Here is a 21,364-nt window from a genome sequence, read left to right as displayed (position 1 = left end):
CTCCGATGGCGGCACGCTCAGGCCGCCGCGAGCCACGCGCGCGCGGTCCACATGCCGAGCGCCGTCAGCGCGAACGATCCAGTCAAGTGTAGGGCAGCCACCGCAAACGCCCATCCGAATTCGCCCTGCACCGCATGCGTCATCACTTCGACCGAATAGGTCGAGAACGTCGTGAGGCCGCCGAGAAAGCCCGTGATCACGAACAGCCGCCACTCGGGCGGCAGCCCGACACGGGTCGTGAACACGACGGCGGCGATGCCGATCACGTAGCCGCCGATCAGGTTCGCGGCAAGCGTGCCGAGCGGCACGGCGGGAAAGAATTCGTTAAGCGCGAGACTCAGGAACCAGCGCAGCAACGCGCCGAGCCCGGCGCCGACGAAGATCGCGACGATCGAATAGAACAAGGGCGCTCCCGGTCGATGATGCGGCTGGATTCAGCCGCCGGCCCCCGGTCGCCCGGGACGATGTCCGCTCCCGCGCGCGCACGTGGGCGGGCGGCACAGGCTGAACTGTATGCGGATTCGCCGCGCACCTGCAATGGCGACGGCCGGCAGGATCCCTGCCCGTTCAGGCCGTCTCGCCCGCTCGCAGGTTCACGCGCGTTGCCAGGCTGCGTCGAGCGCGCTCAGCGTCGCCAGCGCGCCGCCCTTCAAGCCGATCACGTCCGCACGGCGCGCATGCGCTTCGCGCGCGTTGATGCGGATCACGTCGCCACCGAGCCGTTCGCTCAGCAGGCGCACGGTCGGGATCGCGGTGCCCGCGCCGATCTCGACCACGGCGACCCGCCCGGCCTGCGTGATCCAGTCTTCCAGCGCACGTTCCTGCGCGTCGTAACGCGCACCGAGCCAGCCGGTGTCGCCGAACATCAGGATGTTCGGCCGCGCGAGGCCGCCGCAGTGCGGACAGCGCGGCAGGTCGCCGACGAGGCGGCAGGTCGCTTCGTCGACGTCCGGCACGAACGGCGCCGCATCCCACGTGTCGTCCGAACAGGGGCGCAGGCACTGCATCGCGTGGATCGAACCGTGGATCTCGACGATCCGCGCCGGATCGAAGCCGGCTTTCTGAAACTGGCCGTCGACGTTGCTGGTCAGCACGAAGCCGCCGTTCGGCATCGCGTCGATCCAGCGGCGCAGGATCGCGAAACCCGCATGCGGCACCGTCGCACGGTAGAGCGCAAGGCGGTGCCCGTAGAACCCCCACGCGAGTTGCGCACGCGCACGGAACGCGTGCGGCGATGCGATCTCGTGGAATTCGAAACGCTCGTGACGCAGTGCCGGATACGCACGCCAGAACCCGTCCGTACCGCGAAAATCGGGCAGCCCTGAATCGACACCCATACCGGCGCCGGCAGTCACGAGCAACGCGTCGGCGCGCGCGAGCGCAGCAACGGCGGAGGCGACGAGATCGGCGGGCAGTTGTGCGGCAGCGGCAGCAGCGGTGGAGTCAGCGGAATCGGAAAACGGCATGATGGGGCGGCGATAGCATCGAGCGGTGCGCGGGTAGCGTCGCGATCATACGCCGGTTCGCGCGCGGCGCGGCATGCGCGATGCAACGGCATGGCGCGATGCTCGACCGGCCGCGGACGATGCAGGCAACCGGCCGATGCAGGGCGCCACCGCGGCCGGGCGCCTCCCCGCCTGTTCAGCTATCCGAATCGTCCTGCGCGACCGGAATCTCGTCGGCCGCGAAATAGACCGGCTTGCCGAGCTGCCTTGCAAGACCGACGTCCATGTCCGCCCCGCGCGACGCGCCGTCGATACGCAGCACCGCATCGCAACGGCGCAGCAGCCGGTGCGCGGCCGGATACAGGAACGCCTCGCTGATCGCGTCGCCGACCTGTCGCGACCCGGCCGCGACGGCGAGCGGCAGCGACACCCACTCGCCGATCATCGGCACGTGCCCACGGCGATACACGGCGAGCGCGGCCGCCTCCAGCCGGTGCAGGTTCGCGGCGATGCGTGCGGGGTCGCCGTCCGTGCCGCTGCGATAAGGGCCGGCGACCAGCACGAGCAGCGGCGTCATGCCGTGCGCGCGCCGGCGGTTTCCCGCAGCGCGACGTACTGGAGCAGCATGATCGTCTTCGCATCGACGATCTCGCCGCGCTCGACCGCATCCAGCGCTGCCTGCAGCGGCATCTCGACGACCTCGAGATCCTCACCCTCTTCCGCGACGCCACCGCCATCGCCGGTGCGCAACGACGCATCGTATTCGCCGACGAAGAAATGCAGCTTCTCCGTCACCGAGCCCGGGCTCATGAACGCCTCGAACACCTTGCGCACGCCGCGCACGCGATAGCCGGTCTCTTCCTCGGCCTCCGCGCGGATGCGTGCTTCGGGCGTCGCATCGTCGAGCAGGCCGGCCGCGGCCTCGAGCAGCATGCCGTCGTGCCCGCTGACGAATGCCGGCATCCGGAACTGCCGCGTCAGCAGCACGTCGCCCGTATCGGCATTGCGCAGCAGGATCGTCGCGCCGTTGCCGCGATCGTAGGTCTCGCGGCTCAGGCGCTGCCACGTACCGTCGCGGCGCAGGAAATCGAACGTCACCTTCCTCAGCACATACCAGTCATCGGACAGCACCGTCGTATCGACGATGCGGACACGGTCCCGCGTTGCAGCCATCCCAGCCTCCGGTTCGACAAAAGACGGCGCCCATGGTAACGTGCATATTCGTGCAAATTCAAGAAATTTCGTGCAAACACGATGCTGACGACCCAACGCAAGAAAGCGATTCTCGACGCACTCGCGCGCGACGGCCAGGTGCTGGCGGTCGAGCTGAGCGCGCAATTCGGCGTGTCCGAAGACACCGTCCGCCGCGACCTGCGCGAGCTCGCGGCCGAGGGCCTGCTGCAGCGCGTGCATGGCGGCGCGCTGCCGGCGTCGCCGGCCGTCGCGCCGTTCGCGCAGCGCGAGGCGCTCGAGACGGCGGAAAAGCGGCGCATCGCGCGGCGGGCCGCGGAGATGATCGTGCCTGGGCAAGTGGCCATCGTCGACGGCGGCACGACCTCGGCGCTGCTCGTCAGCCAGTTGCCGGCCGACCTGCGCGCGACGATCGTCACGCACAGCCCGAGTGTCGCGGTGGCGCTGGCCGCGCATCCGTCGATCGACGTGATCCTGATCGGCGGGCGGCTCTACAAGCATTCGATCGTCGCCGTCGGCGCGGCGGCGATGGAAGGCATTACGCGCATCCACGCTGACCTGTACTTCATGGGCGTCACGGGCGTGCATCCGGTCGCGGGGCTCAGCACCGGCGATTTCGAGGAAGCTGCGATCAAGCGCGCGCTGGCCGAACGCGCGGCCGAGACGGTCGTGCTCGCTTCGCAGTCGAAGCTGCGCGCGGCGTCGCAGTTCGTGATCGGCGAGCTCACGCTGGCGCACACCGTGGTGGTCGAGAAGGAAACCGACGCCGCGCTGACGAAGCCGATCGAGGCGGCGGGCGTGACGGTCGTGCGCGCGTAGCTGCGCGGGGTTGCGGGCGCGCGGGATGTGCGGATGTGCCGATGTGCCGATGTGCCGATGTGCCGATGTGCCGGATGTGCCGGATGTGCCGGATGCGCCGAATGCGCCGGAACGCGCCCGTTGATTCGTCCGCGGGCTTTCATCGCTTCGCCGCCGAGCCCATGTCAGCGTGCTGACAGGGTCCGCTTGCTAACATGGGCGTCCGCCCAATCGCCACGCGCCGCCCGCCCGATGCCCCCGCCCTCCGCCACCCCCACGCCGGCACCGCCGGCTGGCGATGCGCCGTCGCCCGGCGTCCTCGCGCTGTTCATCGCGTTCTCCCAGATCGGCCTGACCAGCTTCGGCGGCGGGCTGAGTGGCCGGATGATGCGCGACTTCGTTTACGAGCGGCGCTGGCTCGACGAGGAGGCGTTCCTCAACGGCCTCGCGCTGTCGCAGGCGCTGCCGGGCGTCAACGTCAAGAACCTCGCGATCTGGATCGGCTACCGGCTCGCCGGATGGCGCGGCGCCGTGGCCGGCTTCACCGGCATCATCGCGCCGCCGGCCGTGCTGATCGTGCTGTTCGGCATCGCGTTCTCGACCCTCACGCGCTTTCCGCTCACGCATGTCGCGCTCGCCGGCGCGGCGGCGGCAGCGATCGGGCTGTCGATCTCGATGGCGATCACCGCCGTGCGCCGGCTGCCGCGTCGCGCGCTACCGTTCGCGGTAATGGCGCTGACCTTCGTATCGGTTGCGGTGCTGCACTGGCCGCTCGTGTGGACCGTGCTGGTCGGCGGCACGCTGAGCGTCGCGCTCGAATACCGCCGCGCGGCCGCAACACCGGCCGGGAGCGATACGCGATGACCGCATCGCAACGCTACGCCGCGCTGATCGGCGTGTTCGCGCCGCTGTCGATCGCGACGATCGGCGGCGGACAGGCAATCATCGCCGACATCCAGCGGCAGGTGGTCGACGTGCATCACTGGATGACCGCCACGCAATTCGTGAACGACTTCGCGATCGCGCGGATGGCGCCGGGCCCCGGCTCGCTGCTGGCGACGCTGATCGGCTGGCAGGTGGCCGGCTTCTGGGGCGCGGTGATCGCGACGCTCGCGCTGTTCGGCCCGACCGCGTTCCTGATCTACGGCGTCGCGCATCTGTGGCGGCGGCACCAGGGCGCGCGCTGGCAGATCGCGCTCGAGGCCGGCCTGCGCCCGGTCGCGGCCGGCATGATCCTCGCGTCGGCGTGGGTGCTGCTGCAGGCGCTCGACGGCGGCTGGGCCGCGCGCGCGATCGCGGTCGCGTCGACGCTGTGCGTGATGTATACGCGCGTTCATGCACTGCTGCTGATCGCGATCGGCGCGCTGCTGCTCGTCGGCGTGCACGCACTCGGCATGTGACGCGCGGCGACGCAGCACGCGCGGGCGGCTACGAACGACACAGCCGATACCCTCGCAGCGACGCGAGCGCGTCCGCGCGCTCGCGTCGCATGCGCGCCCGGCTCGCGCAACACGTCGCCTAGACGCCGCGAAACACCGGCGTGCGTCGCTCCGCAAACGCGCGCAGCCCTTCGTCGAAGTCCGCGCCTTCGCACGCTTGCCGGCGCAGCTCGGCAATCCGTTCGAACGCGTCGGCCGGCAACGGCCGTGCGTCCTGCAGCACCCTCAACTGTTCCTTCACCGCGTACACCGCGAGCGGCGCCTTCGCGGCGATCGTGCGCGCGACGTCGAGCGCCGCATCGTCGACACCGCCCGCGTCGGCCAGCCGGTTCACGAGCCCGTGATGCGCGGCGCGCTCCGCATCGAGCGGTTGCGCGCAGAAGAACATCTCCTTCAGCACGTGGATCGGCAGGTTGTCGTAGAAGCGCAGCAGGCCGCTCGTCGAATACGGCAGGCCGATGTTCGCGGGCGTCATCGCGAAACGCGCGTCGCGCGCCGCGACCACCAGGTCGCAACTCATCACGAGATCGACCGCCCCGCCCCACGCCGAACCCGCCACCGCTGCGATCACCGCGCCCGGGTAGGTGCGCACGCGCCGCAGCGCCCGTTCGAGCGGCTTGCCATACGCGAGCGGATCGCGATCGTCGGCCAGTTCGCGCAGGTCGTGCCCCGCGCTCCACACGTCGCCGCTGCCGTCGTTCGACAGGATCACGACCGGTGGCGGACGATGTTCGGCCAGCGCATCGAGGCGCGCGACGAGCGCATCGAGCAATGGCGCGTCGAGCGCATGCCGTCGCGCCGGATTCGCGAACCGTACGCGCGCGATCCGCTCGCCGATCATGTCGACCGTCACGTTCGACGCCCCTTCGTGTTTCGTCGTATCGCTCATTGCACGACCTCCGCCACCGCTTCCGCCTGGAAGATCGCACGCCCGGCCAGCAGCGCGTCGATCGCGTCGTCGCTGTAGCCCGCTTCGCGCAGCACGTCGACCGTATGCTCGCCGAGCAGCGGCGGCGCATGGCGCGTGCGCGGCGCCGGCATCTCGCCCCCCATCCCGCCGAGCGGCGTGACGACCTGGCGCAGCGTGCCGAGCGTCGGATGCGCAACCGGCTCGACCAGCCCGCAATGCGCGAGCTGCGGATCGTCGAACACTTCGTCGAGCGTGTTGATCGGCCCGGCCGGCAGCCCGACGTCGACGAAACGCTGCGTCCATTCGCGCTTGCCGCGCGTGCGCAGCCGGCTCTCGAGCAACGCTTTCAGTTCGTCGCGGTGCGCGACGCGCGCGTCGTTGGTCGAGAAGCGCGGATCGTTCGGCAGTTCGGGCAGGTCCAGCAACTGGCACAGCCGCAGCCACATGTCGGTCGTGATCGGTGCGAGGTTGAGCGGCCCGTCAGCGGTCTCGAACACGCCGTACGGCGCGATCACCGCATGCGCATTGCCGGTACGGCGCGGCACGTCGCCGAGGCTCAGGTAGCGTTGCCCGTGCACGCTCAGCAGCGAAACGAGGCTTTCGAGCAGCGACGTGCCGACATGCTGGCCGCGCCCCGTGCGCTCGCGCTCGTACAGCGCGGCCATCACGCCGGTCGCGACCCACATTCCCGAGCTGAGATCGCCGATCGCGGTGCCCGTGCGGGTCGGCTCGCCGTCGGGAAAACCGGTGAGGCTCATCAGCCCCGCATAGCCCTGCGCGATCTGGTCGAAGCCGGGCCAGTCGCGCAACGGGCCGCGCGGGCCGAACGCGGTGACGCTGCCCATCACGAGCCGCGGATCGCGCGCGCTCAGCGCGGCGTAGCCGAGCCCCATCGCGTCCATCGTGCCGGCCTTGAAATTCTCGATCACGACGTCGGCCTGCGCGATCAGCCGACGCACGACGTCGAGGCCGGCCGGCTGCCGGAAATCGACGCAGATGCCGCGCTTGTTGCGGTTGCAGGACAGGTAGTACGTGCTCACGCCGCGATCGAACGGCCCCCATGCGCGGCTCATGTCGCCGTGCGGCCCCGACTCGACCTTGATCACGTCGGCGCCAAGATCGGCGAGCACCATCGAGCAGAACGGCCCCGACAGCGCGCGGCTCAAATCGACGACCTTGATTCCTTGTAATGCCTGCATTCCGGACTCCTGATATTGATGACTGGGTGTGGCTCGTTTCCGAACGATCGCGGCGCAGCGCTCATTCGGGCAGCGTCTGGTGACGCGTTTCGACCGCGAACGGCAGGATCAGGATGCCGAGCCCGAATACGGCCGCGGTCCATGCGACCGGCACGCCGAGCGATCCGTAGCCGTGAATCGCGGCGCCGAGCAGGAAGTTCACGCCTGCGCCGATGAAGCGGCCGACCGACGCGTTGAACGCGAACGCGGTGGCGCGCACACGCGTCGGGTACTGCTCGGGCAGCCACAGCGAGAAGATCGCGAAATTGCCGCCGAAGAAACCGAGGAACGCGAGCGACACCATGAACGCCGCGAGCCCGTTCGGCTGATAGAACGCCCAGCCGAACGCGAACACGATCGATGCGGCCATGCCCGCGAAATACACGCCGAGCGCGGTGCGCCGGCCGAGCCGCTCGGAGAGCCACGGCGCCACCAGGCAGCCGGCGATCGTCGCGCACGACAGGATCGCCGCGCCGACCGACGCGAGCCGCAGTGCGCCGATGTGATCGATGCCCGCGCGCGCCGCCAGCGTGCTGACCGCGCTCGCCTCGTAGACGGAGCCGGCCCACAGTCCGACGATCGCGACGCCGACGAGGCTCGCGCTCGTCAGCGTGCGGCGCAGGAAGGCCGGCGCGAAGATCTCGCGCAGCGGATGCGCGCGCCGCGCGTCGGCCACGTCGCCATCGCGTGCATCGTGCCGGCGCCACTGCCCCGGCTCCTTCACGCGCATCACGGTGAACACCGCGAGCAGCGCGGGCGCGAGGCCGCACAGGAACATCGCGCGCCAGCCGTAGGTCGCACCGATCGTGTAGTTCAGGCACGCCGCGATGAAGAAACCGAAGTAGTAGCCCGTCTGCAGGTAGCCGGCGCCCATCTTGCGGCGGTCTTCCGGCCAGCTCTCGGCGACGTAGGTGCCCGCAAGCGCCCATTCGCCGCCGACGCCGATCCCGGCGATCAGCCGGCACGCGGCCAACGCCCACACGTCGTGCACGAACGCGGCCGCGCCGGTGAACACCGAGTAGATCAGGATGCTCGCGGCGAGCGTACGCACGCGGCCGAAGCGGTCGGCGAGCGGCCCCCAGATGAACGACAGCCCCCAGCCGATCAGGAACAGCGCGAACAGGATCGAACCGTACATCCCGAGATTCGCGGGCGTCGCCGCGATGCCGGACGCCGGCAGCAGTTCGGTCAGTGCGGGAATCAGCACAAGCGCGTAGATCACCGAATCCACGCCGTCGAGCACCCAGCCCGCATACACGGCCCAGAAGCCCTTGACCTGCTCGCGCGTGAGCGGCGTGCGCCGCGGCTTCGCGCCGGCCGCCGGCGCGTCGATCGCCTTGAACATCTTCGTCTCCTTGCCGGCGGGGCCGGCGCTTTTGCCGCGTCCGGTCCGGGATGGCCGGGAGGCTGGCTCTTTTGTGAGACGAGTATAGAAACCCCATCGATCGGGGAAAAATATGATATTCATCTTGCTCGATCGGATTGGCTTATGGCTCGAATCGGGAGGCGGCGGCGATGGACTTGAGGCAGTTGCGCTATTTCGTGAAGGTCGTCGAATGCGGCAACGTCACGCATGCGAGCGAGGCGCTGCATGTCGCGCAGCCGGCGGTCAGCCAGCAGATGCGCAATCTCGAACAGGATCTCGGGATGCAGTTGCTTGAACGCAGCGTGCGCGGCGTCGCGCCCACCGCCGCCGGCCGCACGCTGTATCAGCACGCGCTCGACCTGCTGCGCCAGGCCGACGGCACGCGCGAACTGCTGCGCCGCGACGCCGACACGCCACAGGGCCGCGTGACGGTCGGGATGCCGTCGAGCACCGCGCGCGTGCTGGCCATTCCGCTCGCACGCGCAGTGCGCGACCGCTACCCGGGCATCATGCTGGAGCTGATCGAGGCGCCGAGCGCCGATCTCGACACGCTGCTCGAACGCGCACGGCTCGATCTCGCGATCGTCGTCGACGCGGTCGACACGCGTGGCATCGCGATCCACCGGCTGCTGACGGAGACGCTGTACCTGATCACGTGGCCCGGGTTCCAGGTGCCGGACGATCCCGTGCCGCTCGACGCGATCGCGCGGATGCCGCTCGTGCTGCCGAGCGCGCCGAACACGATCCGCAACCGGGTCGACTGGGCGATGCGCGAGGCCGGGCTGTCGTACGAGATCAGCTTCGAGGCGAGCTCGACCGGGCTGCTGTTCGCGGCCGTGATGGCGCAGCTCGGCGTGACGATCCTGCCGTGGACGGCCGCGCACGTCGAGATCGAGGAGCGCAAGCTCAAGCTGTCGACGGTCGCGCATCGGCTGTTCGCGCGCGACCTGTCGCTGTGCTGGCACGATACGGCGCTCGTCAGCAACGCGGTGCAGAAAGTGAAAGCCGAGATCGTTCGGCTGTTCGACGCGCTCGGGCAGCGGCCCGAGTGGGCGTCCGGACAGACCGACGGCAAGTAACGGGCACGCTGCGTGCCTTGTGCCGGGCCGCCGCGCGTACTAAGCTCCGTTCATCCTGGGTACCGCTGACACCGCCACTTCTCCTCGCCGCTCGGTATAAGCGTCGGGGGAAGGAGGCCGTTCGTGTCCCCGCTCCAGTCTGCCTGGCTTCTGCTGGGCGTCAGTGTCCTCGCCGAAGTGCTCGGCTCCGTCGGCCTGAAATTGTCGGCCGGCTTTTCCCGCCCGCTCCCCTCCGCGCTCACCGTCGTCTGTTATGCCTGCGCGGTGTGGCTGATGGCGCTCGCGACGAAGCGCCTCGAAATGGGGCTCGCGTATGCAAGCTGGGCCGCCGCCAGCACCGCGGCCACGGCCGTGATCGGCATCCTCTGCTTCGATGAATCGGTGTCGTCGCTGAAGCTCGCCGGCGTCGCGCTGACCGTCTGTGCGCTCGTTGCGCTCAACCTCGGCGAAGCGGCCACGCACTGACCGGCGTCGGGCCGGTCATCGGCGTATGGGCGCCTGGCGGGGCATTGACAACACCCCCGGGCGCCCCTTAACGTTTCGTTCATCGTAACCATCACCGGTTCAGCTTAAGAGGTTGTCGGCCCGCTCGTGCTCGACACCTCTGCCTTCGCCGAAGGCCTGCTGCTTGGCGCCGCCCTGTTCACGTCGGTCGGCCCCAAGGACGCATTCGTCATCAAGCGCTCGATCTCGAGCCCCCATCTGCTCTCCATCGCCCTCGTCTGCGCCGGCAGCGACGCGCTGCTGATCGCCCTCGGCGCGCACGGGTTGTCGTCGTTGCTGTCGCAGCATCCCGGCGTGGTATCGGCCGCGTTGTGGGCCGGCATCGCGTATCTCGCCGGCTATGGCCTGCTCGCCCTGCGCTCCGCGATCCGGCGGCGACAGCCAGAGCACGTCGATGGACCACGCTCGGGCAGCGAACCCACGCGGTCGCGCACGGTGCTCGCGACCGCCGCCGTCTCATTGCTCAATCCGTATGCGTGGATCGACACCGTGCTGCTGCTCGGCACCGTGATCGTGAGCCACGCGCCCGCCGCACGCGCGCCGTTTGCGATCGGCGCGATGACGGCTTCGCTCGCGTGGTTCCTCCTGCTCGCCTATGGCGCACGCGCGTGCCGCGCGTGGTTCGCACACGTGCTGGCATGGCGCGTGCTCGATTGCTTCGTCGCCGCGATGATGCTCGGCTTCGCGGTGCGTTTCGCGATCGACGCGCTTCAGGCGTCAGCGGCTCGATAACGTGCGAAACACGTCGTGTGCGCCGGCATGGAGCTCGAAGCCGACGCCCGGTGCTTGCGGTACAGGGGCGTATCCGGCGTCGACACTCACGCCATCGGCCAGTCCGCTGAACGGATGGAACGCGAACGGATTGACTTCCGCCCCACCAAGCCCGAGCGCCGCGACGACATGCAGCGAGAACAGGTGGCCGCCGTGCGGCCAGAATGCGTCGCGCCGCCAGCCGCGCGATGCGAAGTGGTCGACGATCTGCAGATAGCTCGGCAGCCCGTAGCAATGCACCGGATCGAACACCAGCACGTCGCGTTCCGGACGCAAACCGCCGTAGCGGTCGAACAGCTTCGCTTCCGCGAGCGAGAACAGCGCCTCGCCGGCCGCGATCGGCGGTGCGTAGCGCGTGGCGAGATCCGCCTGGAGCGGCAGGTCGTGCGGATCGCAGATGTCCTCGAACCACCAGAGGTCGAACGGTGCGAGCATCGCGGCGGCCGCGTCGACGGTCGTCGCGTCGTACGTGTTCATCGCGTCGACCGCGAGATGCGAACTGTCCGCCAGTTGCGTGGCCGCAGCTTCGATACGCCTGCGGTCCTGGTCGAGATCCTCGCCGCCGATCTTGATCTTCGCGTGCGTGTAGCCGAGATCGGCGATGCGGCGCATCTCGTCCGACAGACGCGTGAGGTCGTCATGCGGATAGCGGTAGCCGCCGCCTGCATAGACGCGCACGCGTGGTGCTGCCGTGCGGCCAAGCCGGTCGGCGAGCAAGCGATGGAGCGGCAAGTGTGCGATTTTCGCGGCAGCATCCCAGATCGCCATGTCGAGCGTGCCGACTGCGACGCATCGTTCGCCGTGCCCGCCCGGTTTTTCACCGGCCATCATCGCGCGCCATGCGCGGAACGGATCGAGGTTCGTGCCCGCTTCGTCCGCGAGCGTGTCGGCGGCGGCCAGCAGGCGTGGCGCGAACCGTTCGCGAATCAGGCCGCCCTGCGCGAAACGGCCGACCGATGCGTAGCCGTAGCCCGTCACGGGACGGCCGTCGCGCACGACGTCGGTGACGACCGCGACCACACTCGTCGTCAGGCCGCCGGACGCGATCGCCGGATCGGCATAGCGGGACACGGGAATCGCTCGTTCGTGGATCGCGGTGATGCGCATGGTCGGGGTTCCGGAAATACGTTCGGTGTTCGCAGGTCATGCATGCATGGTGGCCGGCGCGACGGGCGGATCGCTGCATCATAGGTGCTTGCGCGATGCCTTGCAGGCTCGCGACCGTCATGCGACCCGATTGGCAGCGCCCGAATCGCGCCGCGCCACATCGGCGTACGGACTCATTCTCCGTCACGCGTTCCACGCGTACTGCGATGTCATCCGCGCCCGATATCGGCGGCGCCTGCCGATATCCGATCGCGTCCCGCAATCCGCGTTTGCCCCGGGGCATCGCCGCTTCCATCGGCATCACACACGAAAAGTGTCGCCGCCGATCAACCGCGCGTCGCATTTGTTATGGGTTGCGGTCGGATATTTTCTAGATCGCGTGGTTTTGTGCCGAGAAGATACATGTCGTCAGGCAGGCCAACGCATGCGGAAACGCCGCGATGGCTCCCTGCAACGTGCAGCTCATTGAACAACAAACCAGATACTGGAAACAGGGATTGGAGGACGACATGAATGGTAGTCATACGGGCCTGGCGACAGGCCTGAAGCCACGCCACGTCACAATGCTGTCGATCGCGGGCGTGATCGGCGCAGGCCTGTTCGTCGGCTCCGGCCACGCGATCGCGGCAGCGGGACCGGCAGCGTTGATCGCCTATGCACTGACGGGCGCGCTCGTCGTCCTCGTGATGCGCATGCTCGGCGAGATGGCCGTCGCCCATCCGGACAGCGGCTCGTTCTCCACCTATGCCGATCGCGCGATCGGCCATTGGGCCGGCTTCACGATCGGCTGGCTGTACTGGTGGTTCTGGGTGCTCGTGATCCCGATCGAGGCGACGGCGGCGGCCACCATCCTCAACGCGTGGTTCCCGGGTATCGCGACGTGGATTTTTGCGCTCGGCGTCACGCTGCTGCTGACGGTGACCAACCTGTTCTCCGTCAAGAACTACGGCGAGTTCGAATTCTGGTTCGCGCTGATCAAGGTCGTCGCGATCGCCGTGTTCATCGCGATCGGCGGTGCGGCCGTATTCGGGCTGCTGCCGGGCGGCCACGCGTCGGGCTTCTCGAACCTGGTCACGCACGGCGGGTTCATGCCGAACGGGATCGGCGCGGTGTTCGCCGGCATGCTGATGACGATGTTCTCGTTCGTCGGCACCGAGATCGTGACGATCGCCGCGGCCGAATCCGAGCATCCGGAGCGGCAGATCGTGCGCGCGACGAATTCGGTGATCTGGCGCATCTCGCTGTTCTATCTCGGCTCGATCCTGTTCGTCACCGCGATCGTGCCGTGGAACGACCCGCTGCTGCCGGTACACGGCTCGTACCAGCGCGTGATGGAACTGCTTGGCGTCCCGCATGCGAAAGCGATCATCGACGTGATCGTGCTCGTGTCGGTCGCGAGCTGCCTGAACTCGGCGCTGTACACCGCGTCGCGAATGCTGTTCTCGCTGTCGAAGCGCAAGGATGCACCGGCGTTCCTGCATCGTACCGATTCGACCGGCACGCCGCGCGCGGCCGTGCTCGCGTCAACTGCCTTCGGCTTCCTGACCGTGATCGCGAACTACGTGGTACCGGAACAGGTGTTCAACGTGCTGATCGCGACGTCCGGCGCGATCGCGCTGCTCGTATATCTGGTGATCGCGGTGTCGCAACTGCGGATGCGCCGCATGCTCGACGTGAGCGGTTCGGCGCTGACGCTGCGGATGTGGATGTTCCCGTGGCTCACGTGGGCAGTCATCGTGTTCATCTGCGGGACGCTCGTCACGATGCTGTTCCTCGACGGCCACCGGATGGAAGTCGCGGCAACCGGCGTGCTCGCCGGGCTCGTGCTGATCGCCGCGTGGCTCAACCAGCGCAGCCGCGATGCGCAGTCGAGCCTCAGCCGCCGCGGCGTGTCGTCGGCCTGAGGACACATCGACGCGCGCAGGCAGGCGCGCGGTTGCCGCTACCGGCGAGTCGGTCGCATCGGGCTTCGCGAGTTTCGGGTGCGTGGCGCCCTGCGCCGACGACTGCCATGCCGCGGCGATGTTTCCGACTCGACCCGGCCGGCGATATCCCGGCCGCGTCGTTCACGACGTCCATCCGCACGGCAACCCGGCGCTGCGGCCCACGTTGCCCACCGGGGCGATTCGCCGAGCATCGCGCCGGCCCTCCTTGTTTCGCATCTGCGCGAGCAGCTGCCTTATTCGCGCATCATCATGAGTCATGCAGCGCCTGTCGCAAGCCCGCCGGAACCCGACACGCCGGCACGTATCCGGTTCGGCTTCGTCCTGTTGCCGAATTTCACGCTGACGGCGTTCTCGGGCATGATCGACGTGCTGCGGCTCGCGGCCGACGAAGGCGACAACAGCCGTCCGGTCAGACTGTCGTGGACGATCCTCGGCGACATGGCCGCCCCCGTTCGCGCCAGCTGCGGGATCCAGATCCCGGCGTGGGAGTCGTTGAACGCGCGTCAGGAATACGACTACGTGGTCGTCGTGGGCGGGCTCCTGCATGCCCGCTCGGAACTCGACGCGGCCACGCTCGAATTCATTCGCGCGGCTGCATCGACCGGTGCGATGCTGGTCGGCATCTGCACGGGCGCGTTCGCGCTGACACGTGCGGGCGTGATGGCCGGACACCGGATCTGCGTCAGCTGGTTTCACTACTGGGATTTCATCGAGCGGTTTCCGTCCGTCGACGCGAAGCTCGTGGTGTCCGATCGCCTCTACGTGGTGGACGGCCGGCGCGTGACCTGCTCCGGCGGACGCGCGTCGATTGACGTCGCGGCCGCGATCCTGGTGCGGCACATCGAGCCGTCGATCGTCTACAAGGCGCTCCGGATCCTGCTGGTAGACGGGCGCGAAACGGTCAGCGCGCCGCAACCGCATCCGCCCGGCGTCGCACCCAACGCGCATCCGAAGGTGAAGCGCGCGATCCTGCTGATGGAACAACACATCAGCCACTCGATTACGATCGACGAGCTGGCGCGACGGCTGGACGTCTCGTCGAGACAGCTGGAACGGCTGTTCAGGGAAGCGACCGGCAGCGGGCCGGCAGCGTGCTACCGGGCCATCCGGATTCGCACGGCCGCATGGATGCTGACGCATCTGGACAAGAACATTTCCGAAATCGCGGCCGCCTGCGGATTTGCCGATGCGTCACATCTCGGGCGCGAGTTTCGGCGCGCGTACGGGATGTCGCCGAGCGCGTATCGCGAGCGTCAGGCACCCGGCGCGATTGGCGGGATAGCGGAACCGGCCGGGCACGCGACCACGCTCGGCGAGCTGTTTCCGAACCGGAACGAGTTTTATTGAGCCGGAATCCGCCGCGGGTCATCCCGGCAGCCATCCCCGTTCGATGGTATCGGCTGAAGGGTGCGGCTCAACGTGTCGGGACGACCGGCGCCATTTGCTCAGGCCGATCCGATCCACTCACTCAGGCGAACACGAAGTACTTGCGCACCGTTTCCACCACTTCCCACGTCCCTTTCATCCCGGGTTCGATTACGAACACGTCGCCGGCTTTGAGGTGCACCGCCTCCTCGCCTTCCGGCGTGATGATGCAGTAGCCGTCGAGGAAGTGGCAGTACTCCCATTTCTCGTAGTTCACCTCGAACTTGCCCGGCGTGCAGATCCAGGTGCCCATGATCTTGCTGCCGTCCTTCGAGAGGTAAGCGTTCAGGTTCACGGTGTGCGGATCGCCGCCGATGCGCTTCCACTTGGTCGCGTCAAGGACGGGGGTCGGGCAGGTTTCGCGCAAGACGGTGATGAAATCGGACATGTCGGCTCCAGACTAACGATCGTGTAAGAGAGGCCTGTCACGTTAGTTCGAAAGCGTGGCGGGGACTTGTATGCTTCCGACGCGGACTCGTCTATTTTCGACACGGGCTTGCATGCGGGCACTCCGCCTCGGCCGCGATTCAATGGTCCGGTTTAGGATCGCCGCAATGCCGAATGACCATCCCCCACGCTGCGCGGTGCGGCCCCGGCATGGACGCTCCGGCCGCGACATAAACCGGATCTTTCACGGCCGGGCTTTGCGCGTAACCGGTGCGCGGACCAGGCTCTCCGGGCAGGACCCGTAGCCGCGGTTACGCGACAGCCTTGGGGAAGTAAGTTTCCTCCTCCGCCGGAATGCTGCCATCCCGGTAACGCTTGTCTTCCCACAGCAGCCGCCAGCGCACCACCTGTTCGTCGTTGGACCCTTCCAGCAGGTACTTGTGGGCAATACTGTCTTTGAGGAAGTAACTCGGACAGCCGACTTTGCCGGCCGGAAACCAAGGTTCCCAGATACCCTCGACAGGAATCGCCTGATCGCTGCAAACCTCGCCGCTGCCGGATTCGTTCCTGGGGGGACAGGGAGGAAGCGATGCGGGATAGCTGCGACCGGGTGGCCAATACCGCCAAGCCGGAAGAGGCGCCTGTTCGAACATGGATTCATAGGTCCAGTGCTCAAAAACGCGGGTCCCGCCATCCGCACGTGTTCCGTATGCAAGCATCCCGGTAAAACCGAATCCGACCGTGCACTTGAGCGCGTAGCCGATCAATCTCTCGATCCACACGCCCTCCGCGAACCCCGTGGCATACACCGGGTCCGCAAAGCTGGTGTCCTTCAGTCCCAGTGAATGAAAAAACGGATCGTATTTACGACCGATTTCAAGCGCACTCCGTCCAAACAACAGGTCGCCAGCTTGCTGGCTTCCTGTCATCAGCGCGTCGTATGCCGCTCGTTTGTCGAGACCCCGGCGCAATGCATCGATGCCCAGATCCATTTGCACCAGCGCCCCCTGGAAGTCATGCCTGTAGGCCTCCTCAAGTTCCACCTGATTCGGGCTCGGTGTGTCCAGTTGTCTTGCGTACGCGCCGAGAAAATCCCGATAGAGTCCAACGGCGTATTCCAGGAACGTGAAACTCGTCCATTTCTTGAGCAGATAAAACGCCTTGGCGCGCGCATCCTGTTCCTGCTCGGCGGTCATGGTCAAAATATTCAACATCATGGAACCTGTTCGTTCGTCGATTGCTTGCCAGCATCGGCTACCGCAGCTTGATCGAGGGGCGACAACGTGACAGGTTCGGGGACGTAAGTTCCCTCCTCCGCCGGAATGCTGCCATCCCGGTATCGCGTGTCTTCCCACAGCAGCCGCCAGCGCACCACCTGCTCGTCGTTGGACCCTTCCAGCAGGTACTTGTGGGCAATACTGCCTTCGAGGAAGTAGCTCGGACAGCCGACCTTGCCGGCCGGAAACCATGGTTCCCAGATACCCTCGACAGGAATCGCCTGATCGCTGCAAACCTCGCCGGCACCGGATTCGTTCCTGGGCGGACAAGGAGGAAGTTCTGCGGGGTAGCGGCGACCGGGCGGCCAATATCGCCATGCAGGAAAAAACGGATCCTGGAACAACGATTCATACGTCCAGTGCTTGAACACACGCGTGCCGCCGTCGGCACGCTTGCCATAGGCAAGGTATTCGGAAAAATCGAGCCCGACCGTGCACTTGAGCGCCTGACAGCTCAACTCTTCAATCCACGCCCCTTCCGCATACCCCGTTGCATATTCGAAATCCGAGAATCGCGTATCCCTCACGCCAAGCGCGTGGAAAAACGGGTCGTATGTTCGACCGACCTCGTGTGCACTCCGCCCGAACAACAGCTCGCCCCCTTTCTCGCTACCCGCTATGAGCGCATCGTAGGCCGATCGCTTGTCGGCACCTTGTCGCAAGGTCTCAATGCCCTGATCCATCCTCGCCAACGCATTCAGGAAATCGCCGGCATACGTTCCCTTCGAACAATCTCTCGAATTCCATGTTCGAAATCTCAGCACGCGATTACGCGACCCGCGCCAGTATCCGCCGTTGCGCCTGATATTGGACGCTCTGCGCATCACCCTGCAACTCTTCCAAAGCTTTCATCAAAACGTCCTGATACAGCGGTAGCAACGCCTCCAAGCGTTCGGCGATTCCTGCGTCGCTCGCAAGATTACTCACGAGCCGCTGGTACCCATCGAAGCCGAACATCCGATCCCGGATCGGTCGAAGTACACACCGCCGATTGTCATTCTGCTCCTCGGTGATGTCGATGTAGCCGAAGTGCTTTAGGTCGAATGCCGCGCCGATTACTTGCCCTTGGCTGCCGCCGAGAACACAACTCAGTTCGTGCAGGGTCATGCCCGGAAATGCATTGATCAGTCCGAGTGCTCTGGCCGCCATCGGCGTCATCTGCAACGCGCTCGCGAGCGCCGACGCTCGACATCCCTCATAGGCGGTCATGAAGGCGTGAAACCGGGAAAGAGGATCGTTTGTGGTCATAGGTCGTTGATTTTTCTGGATTGGCCCTTGCCCGAGAGCGTTCGTTGTTATCCCCGACCGCTCAGGCATCTCCGCACGATACGTCAACCCCTCGACAAATTCAACCATATTGGAATATAACATTCCAATATGGTTGTTCATCACAATCGGAATGAAGACGACCATATCGTCCTATGACTACCAGCCCTGCCTCCCCGACCGAAGACGCTCAAGACGCATTGCTTGCCGCTCGTGTCGGAACTGCCATTGCCGAACAACGACGCGCACGCGGTCTGACACAGGCGAAGCTCGCGGAGATGATCGACCTGGAACAGGAAGCGGTCAGCCGATGGGAGCGTGGCACTCGTGTGCCGACTTTGCATCGGCTCCAGCAGCTTAGTGACGCACTCAACTGCTCGGTAGACCAGTTGTTGCAGCGCGGATCGAAGCGACCGGATGACCAACTGGCGATGATTGCGGACGCGCTCGATGGACTGGATAGCGACGAGCGGGAACTCGTCGTGAATTTCGTTCAGCAGTTCGCCGACATGCTGAGGGCCAAGCATCCGGCCAAGAGCAAGCGGCGCAAGTAACAATCAAGTCTTGCAGCGACAAACGTTGCATTCACTCGGATCATATTGTTCCCATGCCTGATCTTTCAAACTATACGGGCAACCCGCCGAACGCGTTCGCACTGAGCGCCATCCATGCGCTGGAAGCTGCCGGCTTTACTATCGCTCCCACGACGCAGGGTCCGAATGACCAGAGAAAGACTCTGCGTATCACTTGGCGCGGCGTGCACGTCGGGAATATGCACGAGGATCTCTGGGGGCATAACCCCCCTTATGCTTGCTTGTACCGGTTCGAGAAGAATCGCGCCAAGGCTCCCCCGAACTTCGATAAGGCCGAGTTCGCTCTGCAACATGGGTGTGACCCGAATCTATTGCAGGTCAATAGTGACTACAGCGGTTCGTATCTTTGGGTCCAGGACGAAGCGACGTGTCTGCTTCTGATGCAAGACTGGGCGAGAAGGATCGACGAAGAAAATCGACTTGAATCGGATTGGTCCGAACCAGAATTGAGAGCCTCCGTCGTCGCGTATCTCGACATGGCACGTCGGCTCCGGAACGGGCAATCCGTTGTAAAGAAGCAGGTCTATCGAGACCTCTCCGCGAGAATTGGCCGGTCCGAGAAGTCGTGCGAATACCGGATGCAGAACATCTCCCATGTCTTAGCTCTCATGGGACGGGACTGGATACCCGGCCTCCCGCCGGCAAAGAACGTTGGAGTGAGAGTCACTGAGCAGATAGAAACGCTCATCTGCGAACTGGAAGGCCGCCGCGAATCGGCGAGGGCTACCGAAGCAGCTACGGTCGCCAAGCTTCGCAAGACGCTGAAGCAACGCCCCGCAGGAAGCAAAACACCCCGAAAGACTACATCAACCACGACCAGCGTCGTACGGGATCCGCAGGTCAAAGCATGGGTGCTGGAGCGAGCAAATGGGACATGCGAGGCTTGCAATCAACCGGCCCCGTTCATCGGGGCAGACGGCTTCCCATTTTTGGAGGTCCATCATCTCCGCAGACTTGCGGACGACGGATCGGATACGCCAACGAACGCGGTAGCCGTTTGCCCAAACTGCCATCGACAGCTCCACTTCTCGGAAAATGCTCGTGCGTACCGAGAAACTCTCTACGGAAAGGTGGCTGAACTGGTGCGCGAGTAGAAATCTCAGGAATTGGGCGGACGACCGCTGTACGTCCCCCACGCCGACTCAATGAGCCTCTCGTCCACCTTGCCTGCCTCGAATCCTGGAACGTCTTCGAGAAGCAACCGCAGTGTCTCCGTGAAAGCTGCTCGCGGGAGGTCGCCGCCGAAATCGTCACACACCGCCGCAGCCAGCTCGCAAATCTGCTCGTTGGTCAACGTCGGGAAATCGTTGGGGTGTTGAATGTCGTCCATACGACGACTATCCGAGCAAATCCGCCGCTGACACAACACGCTACGTGCGTGGGATAGCAGCGCCTCGAAGAACGTGGCTGAATTATCTATCGCGCCGGAATCAGATCGAAAAGTACCTCCCGGAGATCAGCGCTTTTTCTTGGATATGCGTTGACTAATATCCGCAAAGAAATTTGCCTCAAGCGTGCCCAATGATTTGAGCGCCTTGACCCGTTGGGCTGGGTCATGAGACTCCAGATCAGCACCCTGCCGCTCCAGTCGTTTTGCGATGTCTTCGGACTGGGCCTCGACCACAGCATGCAAGTCCATGGCCATCGCTGCGTCATACTTGCTCAAAGCCTCGACAGTCAAATAGGATCGAATGCGCTGTGCCTTTTCTGAAATTTTGTTGCTCCAAAGCAGCTCACCCAACGTCCGGTCGTCACTTTTCAGGCCGATCAAGAGATCAACAAATTGGACGATTCCAATATGGCTGACCATGAATTCGGTCAAGTGCCTAAACGAGGATCCAGCTAAGTCCTCGTAAAGCTGGCGATCAGCAGTTATGAAAAGCGCTCGTTGTCCTTTTTGGTGATCAGCATCTAACAGGCTCAACTGCAACGCATCGTGCTCAACAAGGATCGGTTGCTTTCCGTTGGAAAGACGAGTTGCGTTGCGCTGTTCAAGCATCGGATACAGTTTTCCATAAAAGCCGTTTTTCACCGATGCCACAACAACAAAGCCTTGTTTCTCAATCCACCGCCTCAGTTCGGTCTCAGTGGCATACGGAGCGACGCGCTTTAAGAAGGCATCAAACCCCCGTGGATGACCGTTCTCCACGGAGTTTACGTAAGCTCCGACGAATACATTGATGTTGCCGGGACCATGGTATAACGCATCACTGCGCGCCAACGCTTCGAAATTATCACCGGCCTCTTTCGCGTACAAAATTGCAGCGGCCTTATGACTGATAATCTCGTTTAGGTAACCACTGTATGTGAGCAGTTGTAACTTATTTCCAGCTCGCGCGGAAGCTTGCTTAAGGCGCTGCAGCAGCGCGACGTATGTCTGGTGATGTGGGTGGCCATCGATAAAAGTTGGCAGCAACAGGTTAGTGTCGAAGTAGAGTTTTTGAGGAAGTGTCGCGCGATGAAGTAAAGTTGTATGCGGCGCGCGAAACGCCAATGGAGGTATCCGGAATCTTGTGTGTGAGGCGGGTTAAGACTCAGATTCCGATGTTGAATCGCTCCGGGTAAAGCAGCGCAAACTGGGTCATCGCGCTCTTCCAATCGTGCCGGGAGCCGGTCCACTTG

The 21,364-nt window shown here is 65.2% G+C and carries 24 protein-coding genes; 10 read left to right on the top strand and 14 right to left on the bottom strand.

Going from position 1 to position 21,364, the window contains the following annotated elements:
* Window positions 1-17: 17 nt before the first annotated feature.
* From crcB to QZM67_RS29240, 4 genes are all read right to left on the bottom strand, one after another.
* Window positions 18-404 (bottom strand): fluoride efflux transporter CrcB, encoded by a 387-nt coding sequence (gene crcB, locus QZM67_RS29255; RefSeq protein ID WP_011351225.1) that lies wholly within the window; start codon window positions 402-404, stop codon window positions 18-20.
* Window positions 405-593: 189 nt separating this feature from the next.
* Complete coding sequence (locus QZM67_RS29250; RefSeq protein WP_301808714.1) at window positions 594-1,466, bottom strand: Sir2 family NAD-dependent protein deacetylase; 873 nt, start codon at window positions 1,464-1,466, stop codon at window positions 594-596.
* Window positions 1,467-1,641: 175 nt separating this feature from the next.
* The gene (locus QZM67_RS29245) at window positions 1,642-2,022 is read right to left on the bottom strand and encodes a DUF4406 domain-containing protein (RefSeq protein ID WP_175026399.1); all 381 of its coding nucleotides are present in this window, start codon (window positions 2,020-2,022) and stop codon (window positions 1,642-1,644) included.
* A complete protein-coding gene (locus QZM67_RS29240) occupies window positions 2,019-2,618 on the bottom strand; it encodes an NUDIX domain-containing protein (protein WP_089450075.1) in 600 nt (199 codons plus the stop codon). Before QZM67_RS29240 ends, QZM67_RS29245 begins: the two co-directional genes overlap by 4 nt.
* Before the next feature lie 81 nt (window positions 2,619-2,699).
* On the opposite strand from QZM67_RS29240, the gene QZM67_RS29235 reads away from it, so the two are divergent.
* From QZM67_RS29235 to QZM67_RS29225, 3 genes are all read left to right on the top strand, one after another.
* Window positions 2,700-3,455: a DeoR/GlpR family DNA-binding transcription regulator gene (locus tag QZM67_RS29235; RefSeq protein WP_301808712.1), complete on the top strand. Its 756-nt coding sequence runs from the start codon at window positions 2,700-2,702 to the stop codon at window positions 3,453-3,455.
* Between the two features lie 231 nt (window positions 3,456-3,686).
* Window positions 3,687-4,298, top strand: a complete 612-nt coding sequence (locus tag QZM67_RS29230; protein WP_301808709.1) for a chromate transporter — start codon at window positions 3,687-3,689, stop codon at window positions 4,296-4,298.
* A complete protein-coding gene (locus tag QZM67_RS29225) occupies window positions 4,295-4,834 on the top strand; it encodes a chromate transporter (RefSeq protein ID WP_301808708.1) in 540 nt (179 codons plus the stop codon). The genes QZM67_RS29230 and QZM67_RS29225 overlap by 4 nt, the downstream gene beginning before the upstream one ends.
* A gap of 118 nt (window positions 4,835-4,952) precedes the next feature.
* Here the strand turns inward: QZM67_RS29225 and scpB are convergent, their stop codons facing one another.
* The 3 genes from scpB to QZM67_RS29210 all read right to left on the bottom strand — a co-directional run bounded on the left by scpB (window position 4,953) and on the right by QZM67_RS29210 (window position 8,366).
* Window positions 4,953-5,762, bottom strand: a complete 810-nt coding sequence (scpB, locus tag QZM67_RS29220; protein WP_301808707.1) for a methylmalonyl-CoA decarboxylase — start codon at window positions 5,760-5,762, stop codon at window positions 4,953-4,955.
* Window positions 5,759-6,982, bottom strand: coding sequence for a CaiB/BaiF CoA-transferase family protein (locus tag QZM67_RS29215; RefSeq protein ID WP_301808704.1), 1,224 nt, complete (start codon window positions 6,980-6,982; stop codon window positions 5,759-5,761). The genes scpB and QZM67_RS29215 overlap by 4 nt, the downstream gene beginning before the upstream one ends.
* Before the next feature lie 61 nt (window positions 6,983-7,043).
* On the bottom strand, window positions 7,044-8,366 hold the full coding sequence (locus QZM67_RS29210; RefSeq protein ID WP_301808702.1) for an MFS transporter: 1,323 nt from the start codon (window positions 8,364-8,366) through the stop codon (window positions 7,044-7,046).
* A 170-nt stretch (window positions 8,367-8,536) separates the two neighbouring features.
* Between QZM67_RS29210 and QZM67_RS29205 the strand changes: the two genes are divergently transcribed.
* The 3 genes from QZM67_RS29205 to QZM67_RS29195 all read left to right on the top strand — a co-directional run bounded on the left by QZM67_RS29205 (window position 8,537) and on the right by QZM67_RS29195 (window position 10,702).
* A complete protein-coding gene (locus QZM67_RS29205; protein WP_301808700.1) occupies window positions 8,537-9,466 on the top strand; it encodes a LysR substrate-binding domain-containing protein in 930 nt (309 codons plus the stop codon).
* A gap of 123 nt (window positions 9,467-9,589) precedes the next feature.
* Window positions 9,590-9,931 carry a multidrug efflux SMR transporter gene (locus QZM67_RS29200; RefSeq protein ID WP_301808699.1) on the top strand — a complete coding sequence of 114 codons (342 nt, stop codon included), beginning with the start codon at window positions 9,590-9,592 and terminating at the stop codon, window positions 9,929-9,931.
* A gap of 126 nt (window positions 9,932-10,057) precedes the next feature.
* Window positions 10,058-10,702 carry a LysE/ArgO family amino acid transporter gene (locus tag QZM67_RS29195; protein ID WP_301808698.1) on the top strand — a complete coding sequence of 215 codons (645 nt, stop codon included), beginning with the start codon at window positions 10,058-10,060 and terminating at the stop codon, window positions 10,700-10,702.
* On the opposite strand, the gene QZM67_RS29190 is transcribed toward QZM67_RS29195, so the two are convergent.
* The gene (locus QZM67_RS29190) at window positions 10,688-11,848 is read right to left on the bottom strand and encodes an enolase C-terminal domain-like protein (RefSeq protein ID WP_301808696.1); all 1,161 of its coding nucleotides are present in this window, start codon (window positions 11,846-11,848) and stop codon (window positions 10,688-10,690) included. The genes QZM67_RS29195 and QZM67_RS29190 overlap by 15 nt on opposite strands.
* 509 nt (window positions 11,849-12,357) lie before the next feature.
* Here QZM67_RS29190 and gabP point away from each other — a divergent pair.
* Window positions 12,358-13,752: a GABA permease gene (gene gabP, locus QZM67_RS29185; RefSeq protein WP_089450666.1), complete on the top strand. Its 1,395-nt coding sequence runs from the start codon at window positions 12,358-12,360 to the stop codon at window positions 13,750-13,752.
* A gap of 291 nt (window positions 13,753-14,043) precedes the next feature.
* Complete coding sequence (locus tag QZM67_RS29180) at window positions 14,044-15,141, top strand: GlxA family transcriptional regulator (protein ID WP_301808693.1); 1,098 nt, start codon at window positions 14,044-14,046, stop codon at window positions 15,139-15,141.
* 121 nt (window positions 15,142-15,262) lie between these two features.
* On the opposite strand, the gene QZM67_RS29175 is transcribed toward QZM67_RS29180, so the two are convergent.
* From QZM67_RS29175 to QZM67_RS29160, 4 genes are all read right to left on the bottom strand, one after another.
* Window positions 15,263-15,607, bottom strand: a complete 345-nt coding sequence (locus tag QZM67_RS29175; RefSeq protein ID WP_006752094.1) for a cupin domain-containing protein — start codon at window positions 15,605-15,607, stop codon at window positions 15,263-15,265.
* 310 nt (window positions 15,608-15,917) lie between these two features.
* Window positions 15,918-16,823, bottom strand: a complete 906-nt coding sequence (locus QZM67_RS29170) for an Imm72 family immunity protein (RefSeq protein WP_301808691.1) — start codon at window positions 16,821-16,823, stop codon at window positions 15,918-15,920.
* Entirely contained in the window at window positions 16,820-17,707 is an 888-nt protein-coding gene (locus QZM67_RS29165) for an Imm72 family immunity protein (protein ID WP_301808689.1), read from the bottom strand. Before QZM67_RS29165 ends, QZM67_RS29170 begins: the two co-directional genes overlap by 4 nt.
* The gene (locus tag QZM67_RS29160; protein WP_301808687.1) at window positions 17,652-18,296 is read right to left on the bottom strand and encodes a MarR family transcriptional regulator; all 645 of its coding nucleotides are present in this window, start codon (window positions 18,294-18,296) and stop codon (window positions 17,652-17,654) included. Before QZM67_RS29160 ends, QZM67_RS29165 begins: the two co-directional genes overlap by 56 nt.
* Before the next feature lie 8 nt (window positions 18,297-18,304).
* Between QZM67_RS29160 and QZM67_RS29155 the strand changes: the two genes are divergently transcribed.
* Window positions 18,305-18,703, top strand: a complete 399-nt coding sequence (locus QZM67_RS29155) for a helix-turn-helix domain-containing protein (protein WP_038757527.1) — start codon at window positions 18,305-18,307, stop codon at window positions 18,701-18,703.
* Between the two features lie 53 nt (window positions 18,704-18,756).
* Window positions 18,757-19,836, top strand: coding sequence for an HNH endonuclease signature motif containing protein (locus QZM67_RS29150; RefSeq protein ID WP_301808682.1), 1,080 nt, complete (start codon window positions 18,757-18,759; stop codon window positions 19,834-19,836).
* A 5-nt stretch (window positions 19,837-19,841) separates the two neighbouring features.
* Here the strand turns inward: QZM67_RS29150 and QZM67_RS29145 are convergent, their stop codons facing one another.
* Entirely contained in the window at window positions 19,842-20,072 is a 231-nt protein-coding gene (locus tag QZM67_RS29145; RefSeq protein ID WP_301808680.1) for a hypothetical protein, read from the bottom strand.
* 126 nt (window positions 20,073-20,198) lie between these two features.
* Window positions 20,199-21,236: a hypothetical protein gene (locus tag QZM67_RS29140; RefSeq protein WP_301808677.1), complete on the bottom strand. Its 1,038-nt coding sequence runs from the start codon at window positions 21,234-21,236 to the stop codon at window positions 20,199-20,201.
* Window positions 21,237-21,364 lie beyond the last annotated feature (128 nt).

It is taken from the genome of Burkholderia sp. AU45251 (assembly GCF_030482905.1).
Taxonomy (GTDB): Bacteria; Pseudomonadota; Gammaproteobacteria; order Burkholderiales; family Burkholderiaceae; genus Burkholderia; species Burkholderia aenigmatica.
This window is presented reverse-complemented; position numbering and strand designations above follow the sequence as displayed.

Excerpts from the sequence above, each read along its gene's own strand:
- QZM67_RS29250 (WP_301808714.1), bottom strand. The coding sequence starts at position 1,466 with ATGCCGTTTTCCGATTCCGCTGACTCCACCGCTGCTGCCGCTGCCGCA.
- QZM67_RS29245 (WP_175026399.1), bottom strand. The coding sequence starts at position 2,022 with ATGACGCCGCTGCTCGTGCTGGTCGCCGGCCCTTATCGCAGCGGCACG.
- QZM67_RS29240 (WP_089450075.1), bottom strand. The coding sequence starts at position 2,618 with ATGGCTGCAACGCGGGACCGTGTCCGCATCGTCGATACGACGGTGCTG.
- QZM67_RS29235 (WP_301808712.1), top strand. The coding sequence starts at position 2,700 with ATGCTGACGACCCAACGCAAGAAAGCGATTCTCGACGCACTCGCGCGC.
- QZM67_RS29230 (WP_301808709.1), top strand. The coding sequence starts at position 3,687 with ATGCCCCCGCCCTCCGCCACCCCCACGCCGGCACCGCCGGCTGGCGAT.
- QZM67_RS29225 (WP_301808708.1), top strand. The coding sequence starts at position 4,295 with ATGACCGCATCGCAACGCTACGCCGCGCTGATCGGCGTGTTCGCGCCG.
- scpB (WP_301808707.1), bottom strand. The coding sequence starts at position 5,762 with ATGAGCGATACGACGAAACACGAAGGGGCGTCGAACGTGACGGTCGAC.
- QZM67_RS29215 (WP_301808704.1), bottom strand. The coding sequence starts at position 6,982 with ATGCAGGCATTACAAGGAATCAAGGTCGTCGATTTGAGCCGCGCGCTG.
- QZM67_RS29210 (WP_301808702.1), bottom strand. The coding sequence starts at position 8,366 with ATGTTCAAGGCGATCGACGCGCCGGCGGCCGGCGCGAAGCCGCGGCGC.
- QZM67_RS29205 (WP_301808700.1), top strand. The coding sequence starts at position 8,537 with ATGGACTTGAGGCAGTTGCGCTATTTCGTGAAGGTCGTCGAATGCGGC.
- QZM67_RS29190 (WP_301808696.1), bottom strand. The coding sequence starts at position 11,848 with ATGCGCATCACCGCGATCCACGAACGAGCGATTCCCGTGTCCCGCTAT.
- gabP (WP_089450666.1), top strand. The coding sequence starts at position 12,358 with ATGAATGGTAGTCATACGGGCCTGGCGACAGGCCTGAAGCCACGCCAC.
- QZM67_RS29180 (WP_301808693.1), top strand. The coding sequence starts at position 14,044 with ATGAGTCATGCAGCGCCTGTCGCAAGCCCGCCGGAACCCGACACGCCG.
- QZM67_RS29175 (WP_006752094.1), bottom strand. The coding sequence starts at position 15,607 with ATGTCCGATTTCATCACCGTCTTGCGCGAAACCTGCCCGACCCCCGTC.
- QZM67_RS29170 (WP_301808691.1), bottom strand. The coding sequence starts at position 16,823 with ATGATGTTGAATATTTTGACCATGACCGCCGAGCAGGAACAGGATGCG.
- QZM67_RS29165 (WP_301808689.1), bottom strand. The coding sequence starts at position 17,707 with ATGCGCAGAGCGTCCAATATCAGGCGCAACGGCGGATACTGGCGCGGG.
- QZM67_RS29160 (WP_301808687.1), bottom strand. The coding sequence starts at position 18,296 with ATGGTCGTCTTCATTCCGATTGTGATGAACAACCATATTGGAATGTTA.
- QZM67_RS29155 (WP_038757527.1), top strand. The coding sequence starts at position 18,305 with ATGACTACCAGCCCTGCCTCCCCGACCGAAGACGCTCAAGACGCATTG.
- QZM67_RS29150 (WP_301808682.1), top strand. The coding sequence starts at position 18,757 with ATGCCTGATCTTTCAAACTATACGGGCAACCCGCCGAACGCGTTCGCA.
- QZM67_RS29145 (WP_301808680.1), bottom strand. The coding sequence starts at position 20,072 with ATGGACGACATTCAACACCCCAACGATTTCCCGACGTTGACCAACGAG.